Below are 24303 nucleotides of genomic sequence, written 5' to 3' on the forward strand. Positions count from 1 at the left end.
GTGAGATTGCGTTATGGATGGTATTTTCCTGCAGCAACTGATCAATGGACTGACCCTCGGGTCTGTCTATGGTCTGATCGCCATCGGCTACACAATGGTCTATGGCATCATCGGCATGATCAACTTCGCGCACGGCGAGGTGTATATGATCTCCGCGTACCTCGCGGCGATCAGCCTGGCATTGCTGGCCTACTTCGGTATCGAGTCGTTTCCGCTGCTGATGTTGGGAACCTTGTTGTTCACCATCGTCGTCACGGGCATCTATGGCTTCACCATCGAGCGCATCGCCTACAAGCCCCTGCGTAACTCCACCCGCCTGGCACCGCTGATCAGTGCCATCGGCATCTCGCTGATCCTGCAGAACTACGCGCAGATCAGCCAGGGCGCCCGCCAGCAAGGCGTGCCCACCCTGCTCGAAGGCGCCTGGCGCGTCGAAGTGGGGACCGGCTTCGTGCAACTGACCTACACCAAGATCTTCATCCTGGTGGCGGCCTTCGTCGGCATGGCCCTGCTCACCTATGTGATCAAGTACACCAAGCTCGGCCGCATGTGCCGCGCGACCCAGCAAGACCGCAAGATGGCCTCGATCCTGGGGATCAACACTGACCGGGTGATCTCCTACGTGTTCGTCATCGGTGCGGTGATGGCTGCCCTCGCAGGCGTGCTGATCACCATGAACTACGGCACCTTCGACTTCTATGCCGGCTTCATCATCGGCATCAAGGCGTTCACCGCCGCGGTGCTCGGCGGCATTGGCTCGCTCCCAGGCGCCATGCTTGGCGGGATCATCCTGGGGATCTCCGAGTCGTTGTTCTCCGGCCTGATCAACTCCGACTACAAGGACGTGTTCAGTTTCTCACTGCTGGTGATGATTCTGATCTTCCGTCCCCAAGGCCTGTTGGGTCGCCCGCTCGTGGCTAAGGTGTGAACATGTCTGCTGCCAATACTGTTTCTTCCGGTTTCGATATCAAGCGCAGCCTGCTGGAGACCATCGTCGCTGGCCTGCTCGCCCTGATCGTGTTTGGCCCTGTCGTCGGCGTGGTGCTCGACGGCTACAGCTTCAATGCCGAACCCCGTCGCGTGGCCTGGCTGGTCGGAGGGGTGATGCTGGGGCGCTTCCTGCTCAGCCTGTTTTTGCAGACCGCCTCGGGGCAGCGCATGCTCCAGGGCTTCGAAAGTGGCGGCTCGGGCGTGCACGTGCTGGCGCCTGACTACAAATCACGGCTGCGTTACATCATTCCGGCGCTGATCGTCATCGCCATCGTGTTTCCGGTCTTTGCCAACAAGTACCTGCTCACCGTGGTCATCCTCGGCCTGATCTACGTGCTGCTGGGCTTGGGCCTGAACATCGTGGTAGGTCTGGCGGGCCTGCTCGACTTGGGCTACGTGGCGTTCTACGCCATTGGTGCCTACGGTCTGGCCCTGGGCTACCAGTACCTTGGCCTGGGCTTCTGGAGTGTGCTGCCACTGGCGGCCATCGCCGCAGCACTGGCCGGGTGCATACTTGGATTCCCCGTGTTGCGCATGCATGGCGACTACCTGGCGATCGTGACCTTGGGCTTTGGTGAGATCATCCGCCTGGTGCTGAACAACTGGCTGTCGTTCACCGGTGGCCCCAACGGCATGCCGGCACCGGCGCCGACCTTCATGGGCCTTGAGTTCGGCCGTAGGGCCAAGGATGGCGGAGTGCCCATCCACGAGTTCTTCGGTTTCGAATACAACGCCAACCTTAAGTTCGTGTTCATCTATGCAGTGCTGTTCATCGTGGTGCTGGCCGTCCTGTACATCAAGCACCGTCTGACCCGCATGCCGGTCGGCCGGGCCTGGGAGGCGCTGCGCGAGGACGAGATCGCCTGCCGCTCGATGGGCCTGAACCATGTACTGGTCAAGCTATCGGCGTTTACCCTGGGCGCTTCCACCGCAGGCCTGGCTGGAGTGTTCTTCGCCACCTATCAAGGCTTCGTCAACCCGTCTTCGTTCACCTTCTTCGAATCGGCGTTGATTCTCGCGATCGTGGTGCTCGGCGGCATGGGCTCGACGGTAGGCGTGGTGATTGCCGCGTTCGTGCTGACTGTGGCACCTGAGTTGCTGCGCAGCTTCTCTGAATACCGGGTACTGCTGTTTGGTGTGCTGATGGTGCTGATGATGATCTGGCGACCGCGAGGGCTGATCCGCATCAGCCGTGCCGGTGTGACCCCGCGTAAAGGAGTGGCGCCATGAGCGACGATATCATTCTCTCGGTCGACAACCTGATGATGCAGTTCGGCGGCATCAAAGCGCTCAGCGATGTCAGCCTGAAGGTCCGGCGCAACCAGATCTTCGCCCTGATCGGCCCCAACGGCGCCGGCAAGACCACCGTGTTCAACTGCCTGACCGGCTTCTACAAGGCCAGTGGCGGGCGCATCGAACTGAACGTGCGCGGTGGCCGCACCAATGTGATCCAGTTGCTCGGCGAGCGTTTCCAGGCGGCGGATTTCGTGTCCCCGGCGCGTTTTGCCAATCGCTTGTACTACAAGATGTTCGGCGGTACCCACCTGGTCAACCGCGCAGGCCTGGCCCGGACATTCCAGAACATTCGCCTGTTCAAGGAAATGTCGGTGGTGGAGAACCTGCTGGTGGCCCAGCACATGTGGGTCAACCGCAACCTGCTGGCTGGCGTGCTCAACACCAAGGCCTACCGCAAGGCCGAAAGCGATGCCCTGGACCATGCGTTCTACTGGCTGGAGGTGGTCGATCTGGTCGATTGCGCCAATCGCCTGGCCGGCGAGCTGTCCTACGGACAGCAGCGTCGCCTGGAGATCGCCCGGGCCATGTGCACGCGGCCGAAGATCATCTGCCTGGACGAACCGGCTGCCGGTCTCAACCCCCAGGAAACCGAAGCCCTGAGCCGCATGATCCGCGTGCTTCGCGATGAACACGACATCACCGTGGTGCTCATCGAGCACGACATGGGCATGGTCATGAGCATCTCGGACCATATCGTGGTGCTCGACCACGGCAACGTGATTGCCGAAGGTGCGCCGCAGGACATCCGCAACAACCCGACGGTAATCGCCGCCTACCTGGGTGCCGACGAAGAGGAACTGGTATGAGTGCACCCATTCTCGAGCTCAAGGATCTGGATGTGTTCTACGGGCCCATCCAGGCGCTGAAGAAAGTCAGCATGCACATCAACGAAGGCGAGACGGTCAGCCTGATCGGGGCCAACGGCGCCGGCAAGTCGACCTTGCTGATGTCGATTTTCGGCCAGCCCCGGGCCGCGTCCGGGCAGATCGTCTACCGGGGCACCGACATCACCCGCAAGTCCTCGCACTACATCGCCTCCAACGGCATTGCCCAGTCGCCGGAAGGACGCCGGGTGTTCCCCGACATGACTGTCGAGGAAAACCTGATGATGGGGACCATCCCGATTGGCGACAAGCATGCCGATGAGGACATGCAGCGCATGTACGAACTGTTCCCGCGGCTCAAGGAGCGTCGTAACCAGCGGGCCATGACCATGTCCGGCGGCGAGCAGCAGATGCTCGCCATCGCCCGGGCATTGATGAGCCGTCCCAAGTTGCTGCTGCTTGACGAGCCGTCACTGGGGCTGGCGCCGATCGTGGTCAAGCAGATCTTTTCGACCTTGCGCGAGCTGGCCAAGACAGGGATGACCATCTTCCTGGTGGAGCAGAACGCCAACCATGCGCTGAAGCTCTCCGATAGGGCTTATGTGATGGTCAACGGCCAGATCCGCATGAGCGGTACGGGACAGGAGCTGCTGGTCAACGAGGAAGTGCGCAACGCCTACCTCGGCGGACACTGACCCAGTAACCGGGCCGCAGCGCGGCCCGGTTGTTCACGCCAATGTGGACAACTTGTCGCATACCCTGCACGAGGGCCCGCAGAATCCCTTCGCAAGTCATTGTTTCCACAGGCTTCGTTTTGTCCACGGATCGTGTGGAACCGCCTGTGGAAAACATGGTGGCAGGTGTCTCTACGCCTTTACCGGCGCGCCTTACAGGCATCTGTATGTTTTTTGACCAGGTCAGGCTTGAGGACGTTTTTACTGCAGCCGCGCAGTCCGCAAACAGCGTGTCGATGTTTGGCGAAGGCTGTGGATAACTCTGTGAAAAAGCCTTGGACAGACCGCTGCAAGCGGCACCATTGAAAGCGTTGGGCCATCACCGAAAAGCGCTCAACAGACCCGCTGGACAACGTTGCGTTCATTCAGGATGACGAGTTGCCCCCAATCCGTGGGGAAAGCCTTGTGGATAAGGTGCGTATAGGTGCGTTGAGCCTGTCTATTACAAGGGTTTCAAGGTATTGGCTATTTATTGACCAGCATGGGGTGCGCTTGCTGGAGACGATGCAGCAGACCATGCTGAGCATCTGTCGACGACAACCCACCGTGAAGGAGATGCGCATGACATCCACCGTATTCATTACCGGCGCGACGTCCGGCTTTGGTGAAGCCACCGCCCGCCGTTTTGCTGAGGCAGGTTGGAAGCTGGTGCTCACCGGTCGGCGCAAGGAGCGCTTGGACGCCCTGTGTGCCGAGCTGTCGGCCAAGACCCTAGTGCATGGTCTTGCGGTCGATGTACGTGATCGCCAGGCCATGGAACAGGCGATCGCCAGCCTGCCGCCGACTTTCGACAAGCTGCAGGGCCTGGTCAACAACGCAGGCCTGGCACTGGGCGCGTCACCTGCCCAGGACTGCGACCTGGACGACTGGGAAACCATGGTCGACACCAACATCAAGGGCTTGATGTACACCACCCGGCTGCTGTTGCCGCGCCTGATTGCCCATGGCCGGGGGGCCAGTATCCTCAACGTAGGTTCGGTGGCGGGCAACTATCCCTATCCGGGCAGCCATGTCTATGGCGGCACCAAGGCGTTCGTCGGGCAGTTTTCATTGAGCCTGCGCTGCGATCTTCGCGGCACCGGCGTGCGTGTCAGCAACATCGAGCCAGGACTGTGCGAGAGCGAGTTTTCGCTGGTGCGCTTCGGCGGGGACCAGGCGCGGTACGATGCCACTTACGCGGGCGCCGAAGCGATCCAGCCCCAGGACATTGCAGAAACCATCTTCTGGATGCTTACCCAACCGGCGCACATCAATATCAACAGTCTCGAATTGATGCCGGTGAGCCAGGACTGGGCTGGTTTTTCGATCCACCGCTCGAGCAAGGACTGAACGGACGCGAACCGGCTTTGGCCGGTTCTCGCAGTGCCGTCGATACTTTATTTGATCAGTGACAAGTAGGTTTTGTTGGGCTCGATGATGTTCAGGGCTTGAAGCACATCGTTGATGGCGTCCTGTCGGCCGAGGTCCTCGGCGGTGGCTTTTTGGCTCATCACGCGGCGCAAGCTCAGCAGGTAGCTCAGTTTCCCATGGGCGTGTTCATCGTAGCGTTGATTGCTGCTGTCGATGATCTTCTGGGCCGCCCTGTCGATCTGCGTTTCCACGAATGCTGCAAAATCGTTGTTTTTCATGTCCATTGTTCCTCCTAGATGGAAGAACAATGGTGAGGGGGCATGGCGGTCGATCAGCAGAGGGAAGTGTTGTCCGCACAGGCAGCCTGCAGGCCTTCCAGACACGTCGCCAAATGGTAGGGCGTGGTGGACGGCATGTCGTGCCGGCTGACCTCGCCTTGGCCATCGCGGCATTCATACCAGCCTCCGGCATGCAGGAACCGACCCTCGAGCGCCTGCAACTGCGCCAGTAACTTCGCCGCGCTCCCCGGCCGCAACGCCAGCGCTCGCAGGTATTCCGCCTGCGCCCAAATGCGTTGGGTGGGGTCGATCACCTTACCCGCGACATCCAGCATGGCCAACACTGCCGAATCCTTAACGCCGGACTGTTCGGCATAGATGAATGCACGATCGATGGAGGCATGCAGCGGGGTGCCACGCAGCAGCGGCGAGGTGTCGAGCAGATAGAACCATTCGAACTGATGCCCCGGCTCGAACCAGTTATCCACAGCCCCGTTCGGTTTCTCCAGCATCAAGCCGTGGACGGGATCGACGAAGCGCGCCTGCAGCGCTTCACACAGCGACAACAAGGCGTGCTCGACAGCGTCGTCCTCGCGCACCGCCAGGGTCTGCAGGAAGGCTTCGGTCAGGTGCATCTGAGGATTTTGCAGGGGACCGCTACCCAGGTCCGACCAGTCTTCGCCCAGGCTGGCCTCATACAGCCCGTCATCCCGGGCGAAGCGCTCGGCGACGATATCCAGGGCGGCGTTGAGCGCGGACTCCACCAGACCCTCGCGCACCTTGCCCCAGTAATGGGCGCATGCGAAGACGATGAAGGCATGGGTATAGAGGTCCTTGCGCCGGTCCAGTGGCCGACCTTCGGCATCGATGCTGTAGAACCAGCCGCCATGTTCGGCATCGTGGAAATGCCGTTGCAGCGAGCGGAACAGCGCCGCCGCCCGCTCGGCCGCGCCCGGTTGCTCGATCCGGCTGCTGAACAGGTACAGCTGCCGGGCACAGGCCATGGCGCGGTAGCGCTGCACGGGCATGGGCCGGTGTTCGCCATCGAGGGCTTCAAAGGGCAGGGCCAGTTCGGCATTCCAGCCCGGACCTTGCCACAGTGGCACGATGCAGTCGGCGAAGTGCTGGTTGAAGCGAGCCAGTTCGGGCAGGGTGGGGCGGGGGTCGGACATGAAGGCGCTCGTCGCAATCGGGCAGTGCGCCATGGTAGCAGAATGGGGTTGCAGGGCGCTCGCGCCGGTACTTTACCGTTGTTGGCAACGATCAGCCTGGATTTCCCAACCCTTGCCAGTGGCGCGCACCCACGAAAATGAAGCGCAGTTGCTGGGTGATCTTTTCCTGCGGGGTGAGGGCCTGTGGATTCGCGGCGTCAGGGCTGTCGATCAGTTCGGGCAACGTGGCGAACACGGTCTTGACCACAAGGTCTGCCATCACTGCCAGTGCGGCGCCGTCCAGATGCTGCCAACGCGGCATGCGCGCCAGGTCGGTGGCGAGGTCTGCGCTGATGCCCTGGCGCAGTTGAGCAATGGCTTGGCGCACGGCCTGGGAGCCACCGTACTGTTCGCGGGCCAGGAACAGGAATTGCGCGCGGTGGGCAGCCACCACGTCCAGGAATATCCGCACCGAAGCGTCGGTGATGCCTCCGAGTTCGAACTCGTTGTGCCGCACGATCCGGATGGTCTGGCGGAACGTCGCATCGACCTCGGCCACCAGGGCCAGGCCCAGGGCGTCCATGTCGGTGAAATGCCGATAGAAACCGGTGGGGACGATACCCGCGGCCTTGGCTACTTCGCGCAGGCTGATGCTGCCGAAACCCCGGCCACTCTCCATGAGCTGGCAGGCGGCATCGAGCAGGGCCTGGCGTGTCTGTAGCTTCTGTTCGGCGCGCGGCAGCATGGGACGTATTCTGTGACTGTACGGCTGGGCACTCTAGAAAAAAAAACGAAGCCCGGTCAATGGACCGGGCTTGGAGGGGAGCAGGTATTGCTTGGCGGGTTGTTGTTCTTGGCCATGATGATCAGCCCATGCGGCCAAGTTCTACCAGGCGATCGGAACCGCCTTCGGCGACGCGGTTGTTACGCTCGATCAGGCGATCGGAGCCACCCTCGGCGACGCGGTTGTTACGCTCGATCAGGCGATCGGAACCACCCTCGGCGACGCGGTTGTTGCGCTCGATCAGGCGATCGGAACCGCCTTCGGCGACGCGGTTGTTGCGTTCGATCAGGCGATCGGAGCCGCCTTCGGCGACGCGGTTGTTACGCTCGATCAGGCGATCGGAGCCACCCTCGGCGACGCGGTTGTTACGCTCGATCAGGCGATCGGAGCCACCCTCGGCGACGCGGTTGTTGCGCTCGATCAGGCGATCGGAGCCGCCTTCTGCCAGGGTATTGAGTGGCTGGCTGACGGTGGCAGCGCTGGACCGGGATTCAGCCGTAAGATGTTGTTCGGCAGCCGGCAAGGCGAAGGCGTTGGCGGCAAGGGCTGTCAGGGTCAGGCTCAGCAGCAGATGGCGTTTCATGATCTCGGTGCTCCTCTAGGGGGCTGGGAAAAGTGGGTACGAGGCCAATGCTACGCTCGGTAACGCCAGAGAAAAGTTCATCCGGGTAATGGTAACAATCGATGCCATTGATACACCGCTTGAGCGGCTCAGGCTCAGTGCTTTCAGAGAAGTTCGACTGGAGTGTCACCGGTGGTTGAGGCCCGCGCACCGACCGCTCGGGCCGGTTTATGATCGCCATCGATTAAACCCGGCGCGCTTTCGTCAGTCCGACATAATGAGTGCCATCGCGGTGCCCGTTTTGTGCCATGCAGTCAGGAGAATTACGCAATGACGCGTCCCTTGCGCATCCTTACCTGGATCCTCACCAGCCTGTTGACCCTGCTGGCGATACTGGTGGTAGTGATCGCCACGTTCGACTGGAACCGCGTGAAGCCGCTGCTCAACGAGAAGGTCTCCGAAGCCCTGCACCGCCCTTTTGCGATCAACGGCAATCTGGCCGTGCAATGGCACCGTGAACCTTCAGAGGGCGGTTGGCGCGCCTGGATCCCCTGGCCGCACTTCGTGGCCGAGGACTTGACCCTCGGCAACCCCGACTGGCTCGAAGCGCCGCGCATGGTCGGCCTTGAGCGTGTAACGTTTCGTCTGTCGCCGGTGCCGCTGGTATTCCAGCAGATCGTCATTCCACGCATCGACCTCACCAAGCCTACCGCCAGCCTGACGCGCTTGGCCGATGGCCGGGCCAACTGGACTTTCGACCTCGGCCCCAAGGATGAGAACGCCCAACCCTCTCCCTGGGTGCTGGACATCGGCGCCATCGGCTTCGATCAAGGCAACGTCAGTTTCGATGACCAGACGCTGAAAACCCGCATGAAGGTCCAGATCGATCCGCTGGGCAAGCCGATCCCCTTCAGCGAGATCGTCGGCAAGGCCCGTGCCGAGAAGACCGGCGTTGCCCAGGATTACGCCTTTGGCCTCAAGGCCCAAGGCACCTACAAAGGCCAGCCGGTCTCCGGCACGGGCAAGATCGGTGGTCTGCTGGCCTTGCAGGACGCCAGCCAGCCCTTTCCGCTGCAGGCCGACGCGCGGATCGGCGATACCCGGGTGGCGCTCGCCGGCACCCTGACCGACCCGCGCAACCTGGGGGCGCTCGATGTGCGCCTGCGCTTGTCCGGCAGCAGCCTGGGCAATCTTTACCCCCTCACGGGTGTGACCCTGCCAGACACCCCGGCCTACGCAACCGACGGTCACCTCACCGCCAACTTGCACGATGCCCAGGGGGCGCGGTTTCGCTATGAAGGCTTCAACGGCAAGATCGGCGACAGCGATATCCACGGCGACCTGACGTTCGTCGCCAGCCAGCCACGACCGAAGCTCTCTGGCAACCTGGTGTCCGAGCAGTTGCTGTTCAAGGACCTGGCGCCGCTGATCGGCGCCGACTCCAACGCCGAGCAGAAGGCCCGGGGCGGCGCCAGCAAGCAGCCGACCGGAAAGGTACTGCCGGTAGAGGAGTTCCGTACCGAGCGCTGGCGCGCGATGGATTCGGACGTCACCTTCAGCGGCAAACGCATCGTGCACAGCGAGCAATTGCCGTTCAAGGACCTCTCCGCCCACGTATTGCTGGAGGACGGCCTGTTGCGTCTGGAGCCTCTGCGTTTTGGCGTGGCGGGCGGCAACTTGAACGCGAACATACGCCTGGACGGGCGCAGCGTGCCGATGCAGGGGCGGGCGCGCCTGAGCGCCCGGGGCTTCAAACTCAAGCAGTTGTTCCCAAGCTTTGCGCCCATGCAGACCAGTTTCGGCGAACTCAATGGCGATGCCGACCTCAGCGGACGTGGCAATTCGGTGGCGGCCTTGCTGGGCACTTCCAATGGTGATCTGAGCCTGTTGATCAACGACGGCGCCATCAGCCGCAGCCTGATGGAAATCGCCGGGCTCAACGTGGGCAACTATGTGATTGGCAAGCTGTTCGGCGACGAGGAGGTGAAGATCAACTGTGCGGCGGCCAACGTGGGTATCAAGGACGGGTTGGCGACCACGCGCCTGTTCGTCTTCGACACCGAAAACGCGATCATCTACATCAATGGCACGGCGAATTTTGCCACCGAGCAACTGGACCTGAAGATCACGCCTGAATCCAAAGGGCTGCGCCTGTTCTCCCTGCGATCCCCGCTCTACGTGCGGGGGCCGTTCGCCAAGCCCAGCGCTGGGGTGCAGGCGGTTCCGCTGGCGCTTCGCGGGGCAGGGATGGTCGCCCTGGGCGTGGCCATGGGACCTGCGGCCGGGCTGCTGGCGCTGATCGCACCGGGAGATGATGTGCCCAACCAGTGCACACCGCTGCTGGAGCAAATGAAGGCAGGCAAGGCGCCGAGTGCGGTGAAGGGCAAGAAAAAGTGATCGGTGACGAGTGCGGGCGCCGAGACAGGCTTCACGGGTAAGCCCGCTCCACAGATAGCGGTGTGACTGACGGCACTGCAGAGCTTGCGGGAGCGGGTTTCTTCGCGAGGGCTGCAGAGCAGCCCCCAAACTGGCTTACAACCCTTTCAAGAGGTCCGCCATGTCATCGGCATGTTCTTCTTCCTGGGCCAGAATATCCTCGAAGATACGCCGAGTGGTCGGGTCCTTCTCACCGATGTACTGGATGATTTCACGGTAGCTGTCGATGGCGATGCGCTCGGCCACCAAGTCTTCCAGCACCATCTCCTTGAGCGTGCTGCCGGCCACGTACTGGGCGTGGGAGCGCTTGCTCAGGTTGTCGGGGTTGAAATCCGGCTCGCCGCCCAACTGGACGATCCGCTCGGCCAGCCTGTCGGCATGCTCGGCCTCCTGGGTGGCATGCTCGAGGAACTCGTCGGCAGCGACGCTGGCCTTGATCCCGCTGGCCATGAAGTAATGGCGCTTGTAGCGCAAGTTGCAGACCAGCTCTGTGGCCAGCGCCTCGTTGAGGAGGGTAAGGATCTTGTCCCGGTCGGCGTTGTAACCCTCGGTCACGGCGCCTTGTTCGACATGTTGTCGGGCACGCTCGCGCAGGGTCCGGACATCGGTCAGTTCAATAGCGTTCATGTTCGTCTCCGAAAGGATCAGGGTATTCACGGTGCGTCAGGGAGGGCTCACGCGCCGGGTACGGCCTCGCGGTCCTCTTCTCGTTGCTTGCAGGTCTTGAAGCCCTTGGCGTCGACATGACCGGTGGCGTCGAAGCGCACGTAGTAGGGCTGCTGGTGGCCGTCGCGGTTGAGGATGTAGTCATTGCAGGTACCGCCATTGGGCAGGTCGGTAGCGTTCGACGGGCTGCCGCCGATGGCGATGACCTTCTGCATGGTCATGCCGTTTTCCACTTGCTTGACCAGCGGCTCGTCACGGTAGGTCACGTAATCCACCGGGTTTTCCGGATGGCTGCCGCAGGCGGCCAGCGCCGCGCTTGCCAACAGGATGGCCAGGGTCTTTCTGTACATGGTCCGGCTCCTTGCTCAGGGGTGTTCTGGTTGGAACCGCAGGGCGCCTCAGGAGTTCGATTGCATCGCGCCGGCACGGCCTTGTAGTGTTGGCCTACGATCCAGGCAGAGGGCAGGGAATGAGCCAGGAACTTGCCACGCGTTACCCGTTGGTGCTGGTGCCGGGCATGCTCGGCTTCGTGCGGCTGCTGCTCTATCCCTACTGGTTCGGCATCGTCCCGGCATTGCGCCGGGGCGGGGCGCAGGTCTTTGCGGTGCAGGTCTCGCCGCTGCATTCCAGTGAGCTGCGCGGCGAGCAATTGCTGGCGATCATCGAGGACATCTGCGGGCGCACCGGCGCTGCGCGCGTCAACCTGATCGGCCACAGCCAGGGAGCCCTCAGCGCCCGCTACGCCGCGGCGAAACGGCCCTACCGGGTCGCCTCGGTGACCTCGGTGGCAGGGCCCAACCAAGGCTCGGAACTGGCCGACTACCTGGAACGCAAGGCCCCGGGAGACTCAGCCCAAGGGCGGATGCTCAAAGCCGTGCTGCATGGCACGGCGGTGCTGTTGGTCTGGCTGGAAACCGGCTGGCGCCGTGACCCGCTGCCGATCGATGTGCATGCCTCGCACCAGTCCTTCACCACTGCCGGTGTGGCCCGCTTCAACCAGGCTTATCCACAGGGCCTGCCTGTCACTTGGGGCGGGCAGGGCGATGCCGAGGTCAATGGCGTGCGCTATTACTCCTGGTCCGGCACCTTGCAGCCGGGGCGTACCGATCAGGGGCGCAATCGCTTCGACGCCAGCAACCGCTTCTGTCGTCTGTTCGCCCGAACGTTCGAGCATGAGAAAGGCCAGTGCGACGGCATGGTCGGGCGTTTCAGCTCGCATCTTGGCCAGGTGATCGGCGATGACTACCCGCTCGATCACCTGGACATCGTCAATCAATCCCTCGGCGCGGTGGGCAGGGGCGCCGACCCGGTGCGCCTGTTCACCGAACACGCTGCCCGGCTCAAGGCTGCGGGGCTGTAACAGGCCGGCGTACAGGTGTGGTCCAGCGTTCGGCCAACAGCACGCCCGCCAATGTCAGCAGGCCGCCATACAGGTGATAGCTGGCCAGCTGCTCGTCCAGCACCACGGCGGCGATCACTGCCGTCACCACCGGCAGCAGGTTGAAGAACAGCGTGGTGCGGCTGGGCCCCAGGCGATGCACGGCCTGCATCCATACCCGTGGCGCCACCATGGAGGCGAGCACGCAGGCGTACAGCACCAGGCCGATGTTCTGGGCATTCAGCCCGGTTTTCGGTGACAGCAAAAACAACGGCAGCAGCACGAAGATCGCCACCACCACTTGCAAGTACAGCAATTGCATCGCCGGCAGGCGCAGTTGCCATTTCTTCAGAAGGAAGCTGTACAGCGCGTAGGCAAAGGTGGCCACCAGCATCAACAGGTCGCCGCTGTTGAGGCCTTGCTGCAGCAAGGCACTGGGTTTGCCGGCCGAGACCACTTCCAGCACGCCGATGAACGATAACAACGCGCCGCACAGTGCACCGAAGGTCAGGTGTTGGCCGAGCCAGGCGATGGCCAGGGCCAGGGACATCAGCGGCATCAGCGAGAGGATGATGCCCATGTTGGTGGCGCTGGTGATGCCTGCGGCGAAGTAGGCCAGGCTCTGGTACATGGCCATGCCCAGCACACCAAGGACGAAGATCTTGCCAAGGTGTGGGGCGATCGCGGCGCGGTTGCGCAAGACCTGGGGCAGCAGGAACGGCGTGAACAACAGGCCTGCCAGCAACCAGCGGTAGAAGCCGATCTCGGCAGGGAAGATCGCCCCGGCCGAAAGCTTGGTGACCACGGTATTGCCGGCCCAGATGAGGATGGCCAGCAGGGGAAATGCGTAATTCATGGAACTGTGAGTCTCTGAGGGTGTTGCAAAAATTCGGGACTGCCTTGAAGCCCTTCGCGGGTAAAGCCGCTCCCACAGGTCCGGCGTATTCCTGTAGGCGCGGATGAGCCGCGAAGTGCAGGCAGGCCCAAGCTGGCAGTCATTATCCTTTGTCTGTTCACAAGCCTATACTCGCATCCAGACAACCCACCCTTCGAAGCAGCCAACATGGCCCGCAAATATCTCGACATCCCTGCCTTCGAGCGACTCCCGGCGCCGGTGTACTTTCGCTACGACGAATTCGGCGCTGATACCCACAGCGCCCCGCATCGTCATCCTTGGGGGCAACTCAACTACGCAGCCCATGGCGTCATGCACCTGGACGTCGATGGCCAGCGCTTCGTCTCGCCGCCCCATTACGCCGTGTGGGTGCCTCCAGGGACCGAGCATGGCTGCTATAACCCCCAGGCGATCGTCTACCGTTCGGTGTACTTGGCCAGCGAGCTGTGCCAGGACCTGCCCCAGCAGGCCTGCACCCTGGTGATCAGCGATATTCTCAAGGCCATCCTCGGCGACTTCGCCCAACGCGATCTCAAGGTGGCCCAGGACGAACGCGACCAGCGCCTGGTCCAGGTGCTGCTGGACCAGTTGCACCTTGCGCCGACGCAGGCCTGCTACCTGCCATTCGCCCGCAGTGAAGGCCTGCGCCAGGTGCTCGAAGCCTTGCATGCCGAGCCTGGCGACAATCGCCCGTTGTCCGAGTGGGCCGGCCTTGTGCATGTGAGCGAACGCACCTTGGCGCGCCAGTTCCTGCGTGAGCTGGGGATCAGTTTCGGTGAATGGCGCCTGCGCCTGCGCTTTCTGCGCGCCATCGAGGCGCTGGAGGCGGGTCTGTCGATCCAGTCCATCGCCTTCGACCTCGGCTATAGCACCGCCTCGGCGTTCATCGCCATGTTCCAGCGCCAGGCCCGCTGCACGCCCGAGCAGTATCGTCGCCGGGCGCGCACGGCCTGAGCGGACGGCGAAAAATCTTGGCTACACTCTGCTCGACGACCACGCATGCAGCGTGGAGACAAGGAGATCGCTTCATGAAAATGCTGCACGTGCCTTTGCTGGTGTTGGGTGTGTTGATCAGTGCCCAGAGCTTCGCAGCCACCGCCCAACAGGAGAAAATGACCACCTGCAATGCCCAGGCCTCGGAGAAGGCCCTCAAGGGCGACGAGCGCAAGGCCTTCATGAGTACCTGTCTCAAAGCCAAGCCCGCCACCCAGCAGGAAAAGATGAAAACCTGCAACGCCGATGCCAGCGCCAAGGCGCTCAAGGGAGACGAGCGCAAAGCCTTCATGAGCGATTGCCTGAAGAAGAAATGACCTGCGCCTATGTTTGTCTGGCGAAGGCTGGCAGACTGCGGCTCTTTCCCGTTGTCCGCCGTTGAGGCTGTATGACCTTCACCCCCCGCCAGATTACCCTGGCCAGCTGGATCATCGTGTTTGCCGGCCTGCTGCTGGTGCTGCCCCTGAAGTTGTTGCCCAGCCTGCTGGCAGGCTTGCTGGTGTTCGAGTTGGTCAACATGCTCACGCCGCGCCTGCAGCCGGTGATCGCTGGGCAACGCGCGCGCTGGTTGGCCGTGGCGCTGCTTGGCACCCTGGTGGTCAGTACGCTGACGCTGCTGATCGCCGGGGCCTTCAGTTTCCTGCTTCACGAGGCGGAGAACCCTGGCGCCTCGCTGGATAAATTCATGGCCCTGGTGGAGCGCGCCCGCAGCCAGTTACCACCGTTCATCGAAGGGTACCTGCCGGCCAGCGCCGCCGAGTTCAAAGTGGCCATCGGCGACTGGCTCAAGAGCCACCTGGGTGAGCTGCAACTGGTGGGCAAGGGCATGGCGCACATGTTCGTCACCTTGCTGATCGGCATGATCCTCGGCGCGATCGTGGCCCTGCAGCGCATCCCCGACATTTCCCGACGCAAACCCCTGGCTGCGGCGCTGTTCGAGCGCCTGAGCCTGCTGGTGCAGGCGTTTCGCAACATCGTCTTCGCGCAGATCAAGATTTCCCTGCTCAACACCGCATTCACCGGCGTCTTCCTGGCCGTGGTGATGCCGCTGTTCGGGGTGCATCTGCCGTTGACCAAGACCTTGATCGTGCTGACCTTCCTGCTGGGGCTGCTGCCGGTGATCGGCAACCTGATGTCCAACACCCTGATCACCATCGTGGGGCTTTCGTTGTCGATCTGGGTGGCGGTGGCAGCGTTGGGCTATCTGATCGTCATCCACAAGGTCGAGTACTTCCTCAACGCGCGGATCGTGGGCGGTCAGATCAGTGCCAAGTCGTGGGAATTGCTGCTGGCGATGCTGGTGTTCGAGGCGGCGTTCGGGCTGCCGGGCGTCGTGGCGGGGCCGATCTACTACGCGTACCTGAAAAGCGAGCTCAAGCGGGCTGAGCTGGTTTGAAGCTTCAAGCTGCAAGCTGCAAGTAAAAGCGAGTCGGTGGAGACACCCACTTCTTGCAGCTTGCAGCTTGCAGCTTTTAGACGGCGCCGTAGCGCTTGCGTGCTTCGATCGCCAACCCGCTGCCGATACTGCCGAAGATGTTGCCTTCCACATGCCGCGCGTTGGGCAACATGGCCGCTACGCTGTTGCGCAGCGCCGGAATGCCGCTGGAGCCGCCGGTGAAGAACACGGTGTCCACTTGGCTTTCGCTCACGCCGGCCTTGTTCAGCAGTTCGGTGACGCTTCCGCGCACGCGGGCGAGCAGACCTTCGATGGCATCTTCGAATAGTGGTCGGGTCAACTCCACGGCCAGCTCCGGCTCGATGCGGCCCAGGTCGAGGCGGCGACTGTCCTGGTGGGTCAGCTCGATCTTGCTGGCTTCCACTTCCATCGCCAGCCAGTGCCCGGCGCGCTCTTCGATCAGCTTGAACAAGCGGTCGATGCCCAAGGTGTCTTCGATGTCGTAGCGCATGCTGCCCAAGGCCAGTTGGGATTTCTGCGAGTACAGCGCGTTGATGGTGTGCCAAGTGGCCAGGTTCAGGTGATAACTGGTGGGCATCAGCGCCTGGCTTTTCATCCGGCTGCCATAGCCGAACAGCGGCATCACGCCCTGCAGGCTCAACTGCTTGTCGAAATCGGTCCCGCCGATATGCACGCCGCCGGTGGCGAGGATGTCGCTCTGGCGCTCGGCTACCAGGTGGCGCTCCGGCGACAGGCGGATCAAGGTGAAGTCCGAGGTACCGCCGCCGATATCGACGATCAGCACAAGTTCCTCGCGGCTGATGCCCGACTCGTAGTCGAACGCCGCGGCGATCGGCTCGTACTGGAACGACACCTCCTTGAAGCCGATCTTGCGTGCCACCTCGGCCAAGGTGTCTTCTGCTTCTTGGTCGGCGGCCGGATCCTCATCCACGAAGAACACCGGACGGCCCAACACGACTTCGTCGAAGCTGCGTCCGGCATTGGCTTCGGCGCGCTTTTTCAGCTCGCCGATGAACATGCCCAGCAGGTCTTTGAACGGCAAGGCGCTGCCCAGCACGCTGGTGTCGTGCTTGATCAGCTTGGAACCGAGCAGGCTCTTGAGTGAGCGCATCAGGCGGCCTTCGTAGCCTTCCAGGTACTCGTGCAGCGCCAGACGACCGTAGACCGGACGACGCTCCTCGATATTGAAGAACACCACCGAAGGCAGGGTGATCTTGCCGTCTTCCAGGGCGATCAGCGTTTCCACGCCGGGGCGGTGCCAGCCGACCGTGGAATTGGAGGTGCCGAAGTCGATGCCACAGGCACGGGCCGGGGATACGTCAGACATGGGGAGGAGCTTCCGGAGGCAAAACGGCCGCGCAGTTTATGCCAGTGGCCGACTAAATCAAGACCGGTCGTCTGCTCTGGAACAACCCCAGGCGAACCTTGAAAGGCTATGCTTGACCCCAATCTTCAGAAACATCGTAAAAATTCCCAACGGTGATCCCTTAGATGGACTTCAAAGACTATTACAAGATACTCGGCGTCGAGCCCACCGCGGATGAAAAGGCGATCAAGGCCGCCTACCGCAAGCTCGCCCGCAAGTATCACCCCGATGTCAGCAAAGAGCGTGACGCCGAGGACAAATTCAAGGAGGCCAACGAGGCCTACGAGGTGCTGGGCGACGCCCAGAAACGCGCCGAGTACGACGAGATCCGCAAGTACGGCGGCCAGCATGGCCGGCCGTTCCAGGCGCCTCCAGGCTGGGAAAGCCGTGGCGGTGGTGGTGGTTTCGAGGGCGGAGACTTCTCCGACTTCTTCAGCTCGATCTTCGGCGGCCGGGGCGGCAATCCCTTTGGCCGGGGTCAGCAGCAGCGCAGCGCGGGCAGGCGAGGACAGGACGTGGAGCTGGAACTGGCGATCTTCCTCGAAGAAACCTTGAGCAAGGAATCCAAGCAGATCAGCTTCCAGGTGCCGCAGACCAACGCCATGGGCCAGCGCACCGGGTTCACCACCAAGACCCTCAACGTCAAGATCCCGGCCGGGGTGACGGACGGCGAGCGTATCCGCCTCAAGGGTCAAGGCGCGCCCGGTGTCGGGGGCGGTGCCAATGGCGACCTGTTCCTGACCATCCGCATGGCACCGCACCCGCTGTTCGATGTCGAAGGCCATGACCTGATCATCACCGTGCCCCTGGCCCCCTGGGAGGCGGCATTGGGCGCGAAGGTGGCGGTGCCGACCCTGACCGGCAAGATCAACCTGACCATCCGCCCCGACAGCCAGAGTGGCCAGCGTCTGCGGGTCAAGGGCATGGGCCTTGCCAACAAGCAAGGCGAGCGCGGCGATCTTTACGCCCAGCTCAAGATCGTCATGCCTAGCCAGTCGGATGCGGCCACGCGCGAACTCTGGACCAAGCTTTCCGAGAAAGCTGCGTTCAACCCGAGGACACAATGGAGTAGTTGATCATGAGCAGCACCCTGATCGTTCAACTGGACATGCGAACCCTCTGCCAGGAAGCCGACATCACGGCCGACTGCGTGATCGAAATCGTCGAGCACGGCATCGTTGAACCTTCGGGGCGAACGCCGGAGGATTGGTTGTTCGATGATCAGGCACCGCTGCTGGCCAGGCGGGCAGTGAAGCTGCACCGGGACCTGGAGCTGGAATGGGAAGGGGTGGCCCTGGCGCTGGAGTTGCTCGATGAGGTGCAACAGTTGCGCAGTGAGAACAGCATGCTGCGCCAGCGTTTGGGCAGGTTCATACACCTCTGAACGCAGGATAGGTCGCGGGTAAACCCGCTTCGCGCGAACCCTGCGGATGCTGGTTTAGCCGCGAACAGACCGCATCGACTGGACCGTCAGGCGCTTGGCTTGGCGCCTGGGTTGAGCATCAACTGCATGAACGTCAGGTCCAGCCAGCGGCCGAACTTCACCCCTACCTGCGGCATCTGCCCGGTCACCACGAACCCCAGCCGCTCGTGCAGGCGGACCGACGCCGCATTGCCGCTCTCGATGGCGGCGACCATCACATGTTTTCCGCACGCCCGCGCCCGATCGATCAACGCGCTCATCAATAATGGCCCCAGGCCCTTGCCACGCTGGTCGCCCCGGATATAAACCGAGTGCTCGACCGTGTGGCGAAAGCCTTCGAAGGGGCGCCAGTCGCCGAACGAGGCATACCCCAACACGCCACTGTCATCCACCGCCACCAGGATCGGATAGCCCTGCTGTGCACGCGCCTCGAACCACGCCTGGCGGTTGGCCAGGTCGACTGGCGTCTCGTTCCAGATCGCCGTGGTGTTGCGCACGGCGTCGTTGTAGATCTCGAGGATGCCGGGTACGTCATTGGGCAGGGCATCGCGGATTTCAGCGGTCATGACAGCGGCTCGCAAGGATCGGTACTTGGGCCAGGACAGCTCAGCTGTCCTGGGTGTCCCGCACGGCGGTGCGCGGGTGTCGTTTGCTGCGCACCAACTGGTAGGTGGCGGTGAGGATGACGAACCACAGCGGCGTGAAGATCAGGGCCTTGCGGGTATCGTCCTCCAGGCTCAACAGCACCAGGATGAAGGCAAAGAACGTCAGGCATACATAGCACATCAGGCGTCCGCCGGGCATCTTGTACTTCGAGGCCTGGTGCAATGCGGGGCGGTGCTTGCGGTAGTTCAGGTACGACAGCAGGATCAGCGTCCAGACGAACATGAACAGCAACGCCGAGACCGTGGTGACCAGCGTGAACGCCTCGACCAGGTCAGGAATCACGTAGATCAGCGCAGCGCCCAGCAACAGGCAGGTGCAGGAGAAGTACAGGCCGTTGGCCGGCACGGCGCGGCGCGACAGCTTTTCGAATGCCTTGGGCGCATCGCCTTCCTGGGACAAACCATAGAGCATGCGGCTGGTGGAGAACACGCCGCTGTTGGCCGAGGAGGCTGCCGAGGTGAGCACCACGAAGTTGATGATGCTTGCCGCAGCAGGCAGGCCAGCCAGGACGAACAGCTCGACGAACGGGCTCTTGCCTGGCACCACGTCGCGCCACGGGGTGACGGCCATGATCGCGATCAGCGCCAGCACGTAGAACACGATGATCCGCACCGGAATCGAGTTGATCGCCCGTGGCAGAGTGCGCTCGGGGTTCTTCGCCTCTGCGGCGGTGGTGCCCACCAATTCGATGCCGACGAAGGCGAACACGGCGATCTGGAATCCGGCGAAGAAGCCCATCAGGCCATGGGGGAACATCCCGCCATCGTTCCACAGGTTGGCCAGTTGCGCGGTACGCCCGGCCGGCGATTCGAAGCCAGTGACGACCATGTACAGGCCGGTGGCGACCAGGCCGACAATGGCGACGATCTTGATCATGGCGAACCAGAATTCGACCTCGCCGAACATCTTCACTGTGATCAGGTTCAGTGACAGCAGCACGGCTACGCAGATCAGCGCGGGTATCCACTGGGGTAGGTCGGGGAACCAGAACTGCGAGTAGGCGGCGATGGCGATCACATCGGCGATGCCGGTGATCACCCAGCAGAACCAGTAGGTCCAGCCGGTGAAGTAGCCCGCCCACGGGCCGAGCAGGTCGGCGGAGAAGTCGATGAACGACTTGTAGTTGAGGTTCGACAGCAGCAATTCGCCCATGGCACGCATGACGAAGAACAGCATGAAGCCGATGATCATGTACACGAAGATGATCGACGGCCCCGCCAGGCTGATGGTCTTGCCCGAGCCCATGAACAGGCCCGTGCCGATGGCGCCACCGATGGCGATCAACTGAATGTGGCGGTTGGTCAGGTTGCGTTGCAGATGTGAATCGTCTGCGGAGGTTGATGAGGTCCGGGTCATGGGCTGCATTCCGTTGTGGGTCAGTCTTCTTGTGCAGAGCCAAGTAGGCTAACACGCGCGTTCCAGTCCAGGGGCGCGGCAGATCGCCTCGATTTTTGTGTAGCAGCGTGGTGCCTGTGCCGCCCCTTTTCGCGGGTAAACCCGCGCGCACAGAGGATCACTGAAATCTGTCGGAGCGGTTTTTCCCGCGAAAGAGGCGGCACAGACAAGCAGTCTTCAAGCCCCGGCCAGGATCCGTCGGCGCACCACCAGGCTGTCGACCACCCACATCACCACCATCGAGGCGCCCACCAGCGGGAAGGCCACGCCCAGCACCAGCATGACCACCGTGGCGGTTTTCCAGCGGGGCAAGTCATGGCGCAGTGGCGGAACACCCAGCCCGCCTGCTGGCCGGCGCTTCCACCACATCACCAGCCCGCTCACCGAACCCAGCAGGATCATCAGGCACACCACCAGGATGATCGCCTGGTTCAGCGGCCCGAACATCTTGCCTTCATGCAGCATCACGCCCAGCTCGGTAGCACGGGCGACCGGGCTGTAGTCCTGCCAGCGCACGTCGGCCAGTACCTGGCCGGTGTACTGGTCCACATGCAGGGTGGCGTCGTTGCGCGGGTCATCAGCGAACACTGCGACGGTGAACACACCGCTTGCCGAGCTCGGCAGGGTGATGCTGTAGCCGGGCTCGACCTGGCGCGTGGTGGCCAGGTCCTCGACCTGCTGCAGGCTCACCTGCGGCGCCGCCGGTGCGTTGGACATGCCGTGGTGGGCGCCATGTTCGGCATGGGCGCCGGAAACCGGCATCGGTGTGTTCTCCAGCGCCCAGGGCACGGTCTGGCGGTGGGCGTTGTTCAGCGCGCCGGCCCGTTGATCGGATGTGGGCACATCGTTCCACATGGCCGCCGGGAAGCGGTTCCACAGATCGGCATACTGCTTGCCCCACAGGCCGGTCCAGGTCATGCCGCTGAGCAGCATCAGCAACAACAGCAGCGAGCCCCAGAAGCCGCTGACTGCGTGCAGGTCGCGCCAGAACACCCGGCCACGGGCGGACAGGCGCGGCCACAGCACGCCTGCGCTGCTGCGCCCACGTGGCCACCACAAGTACAGGCCGGACACCACCAGCACGATGCCCCAGCCGGCGGCCAGTTCCACCAGACGATCGCCCACGGTGCCGACCATCAACTCACCGTGCAGGGCGCGGGCCACGGCTTGCAGGTTGTCCTTGGCGTCCTGCTCGCCCAGCACCTTGGCGCTGTAGGGGTCGATGAACACGTTCAGCTCGCGCCCGCCGTCGTGCACCACGAACTGGGCGCTGCGCTCGGCATTGGCCGGCGGCAGGTACTGGCCCACGTGGCCCTGTGGATAAGCCTGGCGCACCTGGGCCAGGAGGGTGTCGGCATCCTGGCGTTGGTGACCGGCCTCGACCACCATCAGGTCGCGGTACAGCACTGGGTCGAGCTGCGGCTTGAACAGGTAGATGATCCCGGTGATCGCCAGCAGGATCATGAAAGGCGCGACGAACAGCCCGGCATAAAAATGCCAGCGCCACGCCAGGTTGTAGAAGGAAATGCGTTGTCCGCTCATGGAACCTCCAGATGACCCGGTTTGGGCGCGGTGATCGCCGCGCCCTGTTTGTTGTTGTCAGAAGCTGATGTCGACCTTGGTCCAGAAGGTCCTACCTGGCTCGTTCACCGGCTGTGGGTCCGTGGCCGGATAGCCGAACCCGGCATTGCCGGCCAGGTTCAGGTGCTCGGCGTAGGTTTTGTCGAACAGGTTGTCGACGCCTGCACTGAGCTTGAGGTTGCGGTTGACCTTGTAGGCACCGTTGAGCGAGAACACACCGAAACCTGCGCTCTTCTCGTAGTCCTTGCCGACCACATTGCCCTGGTTCTCGGCGATGCGATTTTGCTCCGCGACCAGGCGCCACAAGGCCCCGACGCTCCACAGATCGCGGCTGTAGGTCAGCCCCAGACGACTTTCCAGCGGCGGCATCTGCGGTAGCGCCTTGTCGTCGCTGCTGTTCTTGCCCCACGCATAGGCCAAAGTGGCGTCGGCCTTCCAGTTCTCGGTCAGCCTGTAGGCGGCGCCGAGCTCGCCGCCCATGATGCGGGCGTCGATGTTCTGGGCTTGGGAGCTCATGCCTTGGTAGTCGAACAGAATGTAGTCGCGGATCTGCCCGACATAGCCAGAGGCCCAGGCTTCCAGGCGCTCGTCCTGGTATTGGATGCCGAAATCCACCTGGGTGGTTTTTTCCGGCTTGATGCCATCGAAGGCATTGGCCGCGCCGGCTGGCGCCCGCTTGGGCGAGAACAGCTCCCAATAGTCGGGGAAGCGCTGGGCATGACCCAGGCCGACATACGTGGTTGCCGGAATCACCGCCAGGTCGTGCTCGTAGCGCACGAAGCCGCTGGGCAGGGTATCGGCGCGGGTATCGCCCTCGGTGGGGCTGCCTTGGCGAAAATCGCGGGCCGAGGCGCGATCGAGGCGGGCGCCGGTGACCAGGCGGTCGTTTCCGGTGGCGTACCAGGTCAGCTCGCTGAACACGCCATAGTTGTGGAAGTCGGCGTCCTTGGTCCAGGGCTGGCCTTTGTGTGCGTCGATGCCCATGCCACCGCGTTTGCGGTGTTCGTTGGTTTGCGCGTCGAGGCCGCTGACCAGTTGTACATCGGCCCAGCGCCAGGTGGCTTTGACGCGAGCGCCAAGGGTGCGGCGATCGACGTTGCTGACCATGGGCATGCCCATCATGCCGCTGCCGGAAGGCGTGCGTAGGCTGTAGTTGTCCATCACATGGTCGGCATAGTTGTAATAGACCTGGGCTTCGACCTTGTCGAGCACCTCGCCGAGGTTGGATTTTTCGAAGCGCAGGCCCAGGCTCTCGCGCTTGAACTGCGAGCCGTCCATGCCGCGTCCGGCATAGCGGGCTTCGCCGTCACCCTTGCCTGCGGTGAGCTCCAGCAGGGTATCGGCGTCCGGCGTCCAGCCCAGGGCTACATCGCCGTTCCATTTTTCCCAGCGCGACGGCACGGTATCGCCGTGACCGTCGTCGTAGTCATCCGAGCGCGACTGGTTGCCGACAAAGCGGGCATAGCCCTGGCTGTTGCCGGCGGCGGCATCGAGCACCTTGTCGAAGCGGCCGTTGGAGCCTCCCAGCAGGCTGGCATTGACCCGGCTGCCGAGTGCCCCGAAGGACTCGGGTTCACGGTCGAAGAGGATGGTGCCGGCGGAACCGCCAGGGCCCCAGATGACGCTTTGCGGGCCCTTGATCACGGTGAGGCGGTCGTAGGTTTCCGGCGAGATGTACGAGGTGGGCGCATCCATGCGGTTGGGGCAGGCGCCCAGCATCACGCCGCCGTTGGTGAGGATATTCAGGCGCGAGCCGAACATCCCACGCAGCACCGGATCGCCGTTGGTACCGCCGGAGCGGATCGCCGAAAAGCCGGGAATGGTTTTCAGATAGTCGGCGCCATCGCTGGCCGGCACCGGCTGGCGTGGGTCTTTGGGATTGGTGACCACGGTCAGCGGCGAGCTGGGGGCAATGGCGGTGATGACCGTCGGGCTCAGCTCGGCCATCTCGTGCGCATGGCCGTCATGGCCGGTTTCGGCGGCCAGGGCCAGGGGCGCGAGCACAGAGCCGCAGAGCACGGCGATCGTTCCCCGCAGGGAAAGAGCAAAAACAGGGGTACAGCCAGACATAGTGATTCCAGTCGATCAGTCAGGAAAGAGCGCGAAGCCTCCAGGCTT

24 protein-coding genes are annotated in these 24303 nt (G+C 62.8%); 12 read left to right on the forward strand and 12 right to left on the reverse strand.

The genetic code is table 11. The features are described from left to right. Positions 1 to 13: 13 nt before the first annotated feature. The 5 genes from R6G97_RS09965 to R6G97_RS09985 all read left to right on the forward strand — a co-directional run bounded on the left by R6G97_RS09965 (position 14) and on the right by R6G97_RS09985 (position 5173). Positions 14 to 928, forward strand: coding sequence for an ABC transporter permease subunit (locus tag R6G97_RS09965; RefSeq protein WP_043211939.1), 915 nt, complete (start codon positions 14 to 16; stop codon positions 926 to 928). 2 nt (positions 929 to 930) lie between these two features. Beyond that, a complete protein-coding gene (livM, locus tag R6G97_RS09970; RefSeq protein WP_043211937.1) occupies positions 931 to 2220 on the forward strand; it encodes a high-affinity branched-chain amino acid ABC transporter permease LivM in 1290 nt (429 codons plus the stop codon). Beyond that, a complete protein-coding gene (locus R6G97_RS09975) occupies positions 2217 to 3092 on the forward strand; it encodes an ABC transporter ATP-binding protein (protein ID WP_043211934.1) in 876 nt (291 codons plus the stop codon). Before livM ends, R6G97_RS09975 begins: the two co-directional genes overlap by 4 nt. Beyond that, positions 3089 to 3805: an ABC transporter ATP-binding protein gene (locus tag R6G97_RS09980; protein ID WP_043211932.1), complete on the forward strand. Its 717-nt coding sequence runs from the start codon at positions 3089 to 3091 to the stop codon at positions 3803 to 3805. The genes R6G97_RS09975 and R6G97_RS09980 overlap by 4 nt, the downstream gene beginning before the upstream one ends. Positions 3806 to 4405: 600 nt before the next feature. Then, positions 4406 to 5173 carry an SDR family oxidoreductase gene (locus R6G97_RS09985; RefSeq protein WP_102081313.1) on the forward strand — a complete coding sequence of 256 codons (768 nt, stop codon included), beginning with the start codon at positions 4406 to 4408 and terminating at the stop codon, positions 5171 to 5173. Between the two features lie 47 nt (positions 5174 to 5220). Here R6G97_RS09985 and R6G97_RS09990 read toward each other — a convergent pair whose 3' ends face one another. The 4 genes from R6G97_RS09990 to R6G97_RS10005 form a co-directional block, all read right to left on the reverse strand. After that, on the reverse strand, positions 5221 to 5472 hold the full coding sequence (locus tag R6G97_RS09990) for a hypothetical protein (protein WP_043211929.1): 252 nt from the start codon (positions 5470 to 5472) through the stop codon (positions 5221 to 5223). 53 nt (positions 5473 to 5525) lie between these two features. Further along, positions 5526 to 6644, reverse strand: a complete 1119-nt coding sequence (locus R6G97_RS09995; protein ID WP_043211925.1) for an AGE family epimerase/isomerase — start codon at positions 6642 to 6644, stop codon at positions 5526 to 5528. A gap of 91 nt (positions 6645 to 6735) precedes the next feature. Next, the gene (locus R6G97_RS10000) at positions 6736 to 7368 is read right to left on the reverse strand and encodes a TetR family transcriptional regulator (protein ID WP_043211922.1); all 633 of its coding nucleotides are present in this window, start codon (positions 7366 to 7368) and stop codon (positions 6736 to 6738) included. Positions 7369 to 7489: 121 nt separating this feature from the next. Further along, entirely contained in the window at positions 7490 to 7990 is a 501-nt protein-coding gene (locus tag R6G97_RS10005) for a phage infection protein (RefSeq protein WP_090343167.1), read from the reverse strand. Between the two features lie 309 nt (positions 7991 to 8299). Between R6G97_RS10005 and R6G97_RS10010 the strand changes: the two genes are divergently transcribed. Then, the gene (locus R6G97_RS10010) at positions 8300 to 10366 is read left to right on the forward strand and encodes an AsmA family protein (protein ID WP_317848050.1); all 2067 of its coding nucleotides are present in this window, start codon (positions 8300 to 8302) and stop codon (positions 10364 to 10366) included. A gap of 135 nt (positions 10367 to 10501) precedes the next feature. On the opposite strand, the gene R6G97_RS10015 is transcribed toward R6G97_RS10010, so the two are convergent. Next, positions 10502 to 11032: a ferritin-like domain-containing protein gene (locus tag R6G97_RS10015; protein ID WP_043207973.1), complete on the reverse strand. Its 531-nt coding sequence runs from the start codon at positions 11030 to 11032 to the stop codon at positions 10502 to 10504. 47 nt (positions 11033 to 11079) lie between these two features. After that, a complete protein-coding gene (gene osmE / locus R6G97_RS10020; protein ID WP_043207971.1) occupies positions 11080 to 11421 on the reverse strand; it encodes an osmotically-inducible lipoprotein OsmE in 342 nt (113 codons plus the stop codon). 119 nt (positions 11422 to 11540) lie between these two features. On the opposite strand from osmE, the gene R6G97_RS10025 reads away from it, so the two are divergent. Next, positions 11541 to 12431 carry an esterase/lipase family protein gene (locus R6G97_RS10025; RefSeq protein WP_317848051.1) on the forward strand — a complete coding sequence of 297 codons (891 nt, stop codon included), beginning with the start codon at positions 11541 to 11543 and terminating at the stop codon, positions 12429 to 12431. Here R6G97_RS10025 and R6G97_RS10030 read toward each other — a convergent pair. Further along, complete coding sequence (locus R6G97_RS10030) at positions 12412 to 13305, reverse strand: DMT family transporter (protein ID WP_043207967.1); 894 nt, start codon at positions 13303 to 13305, stop codon at positions 12412 to 12414. The genes R6G97_RS10025 and R6G97_RS10030 overlap by 20 nt on opposite strands. Before the next feature lie 207 nt (positions 13306 to 13512). Here R6G97_RS10030 and R6G97_RS10035 point away from each other — a divergent pair, with 207 nt between their 5' ends. The 3 genes from R6G97_RS10035 (at position 13513) to R6G97_RS10045 (ending at position 15733) form a co-directional block, all read left to right on the forward strand. After that, positions 13513 to 14298, forward strand: a complete 786-nt coding sequence (locus tag R6G97_RS10035) for an AraC family transcriptional regulator (RefSeq protein WP_043207965.1) — start codon at positions 13513 to 13515, stop codon at positions 14296 to 14298. A gap of 74 nt (positions 14299 to 14372) precedes the next feature. After that, positions 14373 to 14654 carry a PsiF family protein gene (locus tag R6G97_RS10040; protein ID WP_043207962.1) on the forward strand — a complete coding sequence of 94 codons (282 nt, stop codon included), beginning with the start codon at positions 14373 to 14375 and terminating at the stop codon, positions 14652 to 14654. Positions 14655 to 14725: 71 nt separating this feature from the next. Beyond that, positions 14726 to 15733, forward strand: coding sequence for an AI-2E family transporter (locus tag R6G97_RS10045; RefSeq protein WP_043207960.1), 1008 nt, complete (start codon positions 14726 to 14728; stop codon positions 15731 to 15733). Between the two features lie 76 nt (positions 15734 to 15809). Here R6G97_RS10045 and R6G97_RS10050 read toward each other — a convergent pair whose 3' ends face one another. Beyond that, the gene (locus R6G97_RS10050) at positions 15810 to 17081 is read right to left on the reverse strand and encodes an Hsp70 family protein (protein WP_090343158.1); all 1272 of its coding nucleotides are present in this window, start codon (positions 17079 to 17081) and stop codon (positions 15810 to 15812) included. 164 nt (positions 17082 to 17245) lie between these two features. Between R6G97_RS10050 and cbpA the strand changes: the two genes are divergently transcribed. Further along, positions 17246 to 18196, forward strand: a complete 951-nt coding sequence (gene cbpA, locus R6G97_RS10055) for a curved DNA-binding protein (protein ID WP_043207955.1) — start codon at positions 17246 to 17248, stop codon at positions 18194 to 18196. 2 nt (positions 18197 to 18198) lie between these two features. Continuing rightward, complete coding sequence (locus R6G97_RS10060) at positions 18199 to 18504, forward strand: chaperone modulator CbpM (RefSeq protein WP_043207952.1); 306 nt, start codon at positions 18199 to 18201, stop codon at positions 18502 to 18504. 86 nt (positions 18505 to 18590) lie between these two features. Here the strand turns inward: R6G97_RS10060 and R6G97_RS10065 are convergent, their stop codons facing one another. The 4 genes from R6G97_RS10065 to R6G97_RS10080 form a co-directional block, all read right to left on the reverse strand. Next, entirely contained in the window at positions 18591 to 19109 is a 519-nt protein-coding gene (locus R6G97_RS10065; RefSeq protein ID WP_043207949.1) for a GNAT family N-acetyltransferase, read from the reverse strand. A 40-nt stretch (positions 19110 to 19149) separates the two neighbouring features. Further along, on the reverse strand, positions 19150 to 20565 hold the full coding sequence (gene cycA / locus R6G97_RS10070; RefSeq protein WP_043207947.1) for a D-serine/D-alanine/glycine transporter: 1416 nt from the start codon (positions 20563 to 20565) through the stop codon (positions 19150 to 19152). 216 nt (positions 20566 to 20781) lie between these two features. Beyond that, complete coding sequence (locus R6G97_RS10075) at positions 20782 to 22146, reverse strand: PepSY-associated TM helix domain-containing protein (RefSeq protein ID WP_182817078.1); 1365 nt, start codon at positions 22144 to 22146, stop codon at positions 20782 to 20784. A gap of 57 nt (positions 22147 to 22203) precedes the next feature. Continuing rightward, the gene (locus R6G97_RS10080) at positions 22204 to 24255 is read right to left on the reverse strand and encodes a TonB-dependent copper receptor (RefSeq protein WP_317848052.1); all 2052 of its coding nucleotides are present in this window, start codon (positions 24253 to 24255) and stop codon (positions 22204 to 22206) included. Positions 24256 to 24303 lie beyond the last annotated feature (48 nt).

It is taken from the genome of Pseudomonas sp. HTZ2, assembly GCF_033173945.1.
Classification (GTDB): domain Bacteria; phylum Pseudomonadota; class Gammaproteobacteria; order Pseudomonadales; family Pseudomonadaceae; genus Aquipseudomonas; species Aquipseudomonas guariconensis.

What these genes read in the sequence shown, in the direction of transcription:
- R6G97_RS09965 (WP_043211939.1), top strand. Translation starts at nt 14, where the DNA reads ATGGATGGTATTTTCCTGCAGCAACTGATCAATGGACTGACCCTCGGG.
- livM (WP_043211937.1), top strand. Translation starts at nt 931, where the DNA reads ATGTCTGCTGCCAATACTGTTTCTTCCGGTTTCGATATCAAGCGCAGC.
- R6G97_RS09975 (WP_043211934.1), top strand. Translation starts at nt 2,217, where the DNA reads ATGAGCGACGATATCATTCTCTCGGTCGACAACCTGATGATGCAGTTC.
- R6G97_RS09980 (WP_043211932.1), top strand. Translation starts at nt 3,089, where the DNA reads ATGAGTGCACCCATTCTCGAGCTCAAGGATCTGGATGTGTTCTACGGG.
- R6G97_RS09985 (WP_102081313.1), top strand. Translation starts at nt 4,406, where the DNA reads ATGACATCCACCGTATTCATTACCGGCGCGACGTCCGGCTTTGGTGAA.
- R6G97_RS09990 (WP_043211929.1), bottom strand. Translation starts at nt 5,472, where the DNA reads ATGAAAAACAACGATTTTGCAGCATTCGTGGAAACGCAGATCGACAGG.
- R6G97_RS09995 (WP_043211925.1), bottom strand. Translation starts at nt 6,644, where the DNA reads ATGTCCGACCCCCGCCCCACCCTGCCCGAACTGGCTCGCTTCAACCAG.
- R6G97_RS10000 (WP_043211922.1), bottom strand. Translation starts at nt 7,368, where the DNA reads ATGCTGCCGCGCGCCGAACAGAAGCTACAGACACGCCAGGCCCTGCTC.
- R6G97_RS10005 (WP_090343167.1), bottom strand. Translation starts at nt 7,990, where the DNA reads ATGAAACGCCATCTGCTGCTGAGCCTGACCCTGACAGCCCTTGCCGCC.
- R6G97_RS10010 (WP_317848050.1), top strand. Translation starts at nt 8,300, where the DNA reads ATGACGCGTCCCTTGCGCATCCTTACCTGGATCCTCACCAGCCTGTTG.
- R6G97_RS10015 (WP_043207973.1), bottom strand. Translation starts at nt 11,032, where the DNA reads ATGAACGCTATTGAACTGACCGATGTCCGGACCCTGCGCGAGCGTGCC.
- osmE (WP_043207971.1), bottom strand. Translation starts at nt 11,421, where the DNA reads ATGTACAGAAAGACCCTGGCCATCCTGTTGGCAAGCGCGGCGCTGGCC.
- R6G97_RS10025 (WP_317848051.1), top strand. Translation starts at nt 11,541, where the DNA reads ATGAGCCAGGAACTTGCCACGCGTTACCCGTTGGTGCTGGTGCCGGGC.
- R6G97_RS10030 (WP_043207967.1), bottom strand. Translation starts at nt 13,305, where the DNA reads ATGAATTACGCATTTCCCCTGCTGGCCATCCTCATCTGGGCCGGCAAT.
- R6G97_RS10035 (WP_043207965.1), top strand. Translation starts at nt 13,513, where the DNA reads ATGGCCCGCAAATATCTCGACATCCCTGCCTTCGAGCGACTCCCGGCG.
- R6G97_RS10040 (WP_043207962.1), top strand. Translation starts at nt 14,373, where the DNA reads ATGAAAATGCTGCACGTGCCTTTGCTGGTGTTGGGTGTGTTGATCAGT.
- R6G97_RS10045 (WP_043207960.1), top strand. Translation starts at nt 14,726, where the DNA reads ATGACCTTCACCCCCCGCCAGATTACCCTGGCCAGCTGGATCATCGTG.
- R6G97_RS10050 (WP_090343158.1), bottom strand. Translation starts at nt 17,081, where the DNA reads ATGTCTGACGTATCCCCGGCCCGTGCCTGTGGCATCGACTTCGGCACC.
- cbpA (WP_043207955.1), top strand. Translation starts at nt 17,246, where the DNA reads ATGGACTTCAAAGACTATTACAAGATACTCGGCGTCGAGCCCACCGCG.
- R6G97_RS10060 (WP_043207952.1), top strand. Translation starts at nt 18,199, where the DNA reads ATGAGCAGCACCCTGATCGTTCAACTGGACATGCGAACCCTCTGCCAG.
- R6G97_RS10065 (WP_043207949.1), bottom strand. Translation starts at nt 19,109, where the DNA reads ATGACCGCTGAAATCCGCGATGCCCTGCCCAATGACGTACCCGGCATC.
- cycA (WP_043207947.1), bottom strand. Translation starts at nt 20,565, where the DNA reads ATGACCCGGACCTCATCAACCTCCGCAGACGATTCACATCTGCAACGC.
- R6G97_RS10075 (WP_182817078.1), bottom strand. Translation starts at nt 22,146, where the DNA reads ATGAGCGGACAACGCATTTCCTTCTACAACCTGGCGTGGCGCTGGCAT.
- R6G97_RS10080 (WP_317848052.1), bottom strand. Translation starts at nt 24,255, where the DNA reads ATGTCTGGCTGTACCCCTGTTTTTGCTCTTTCCCTGCGGGGAACGATC.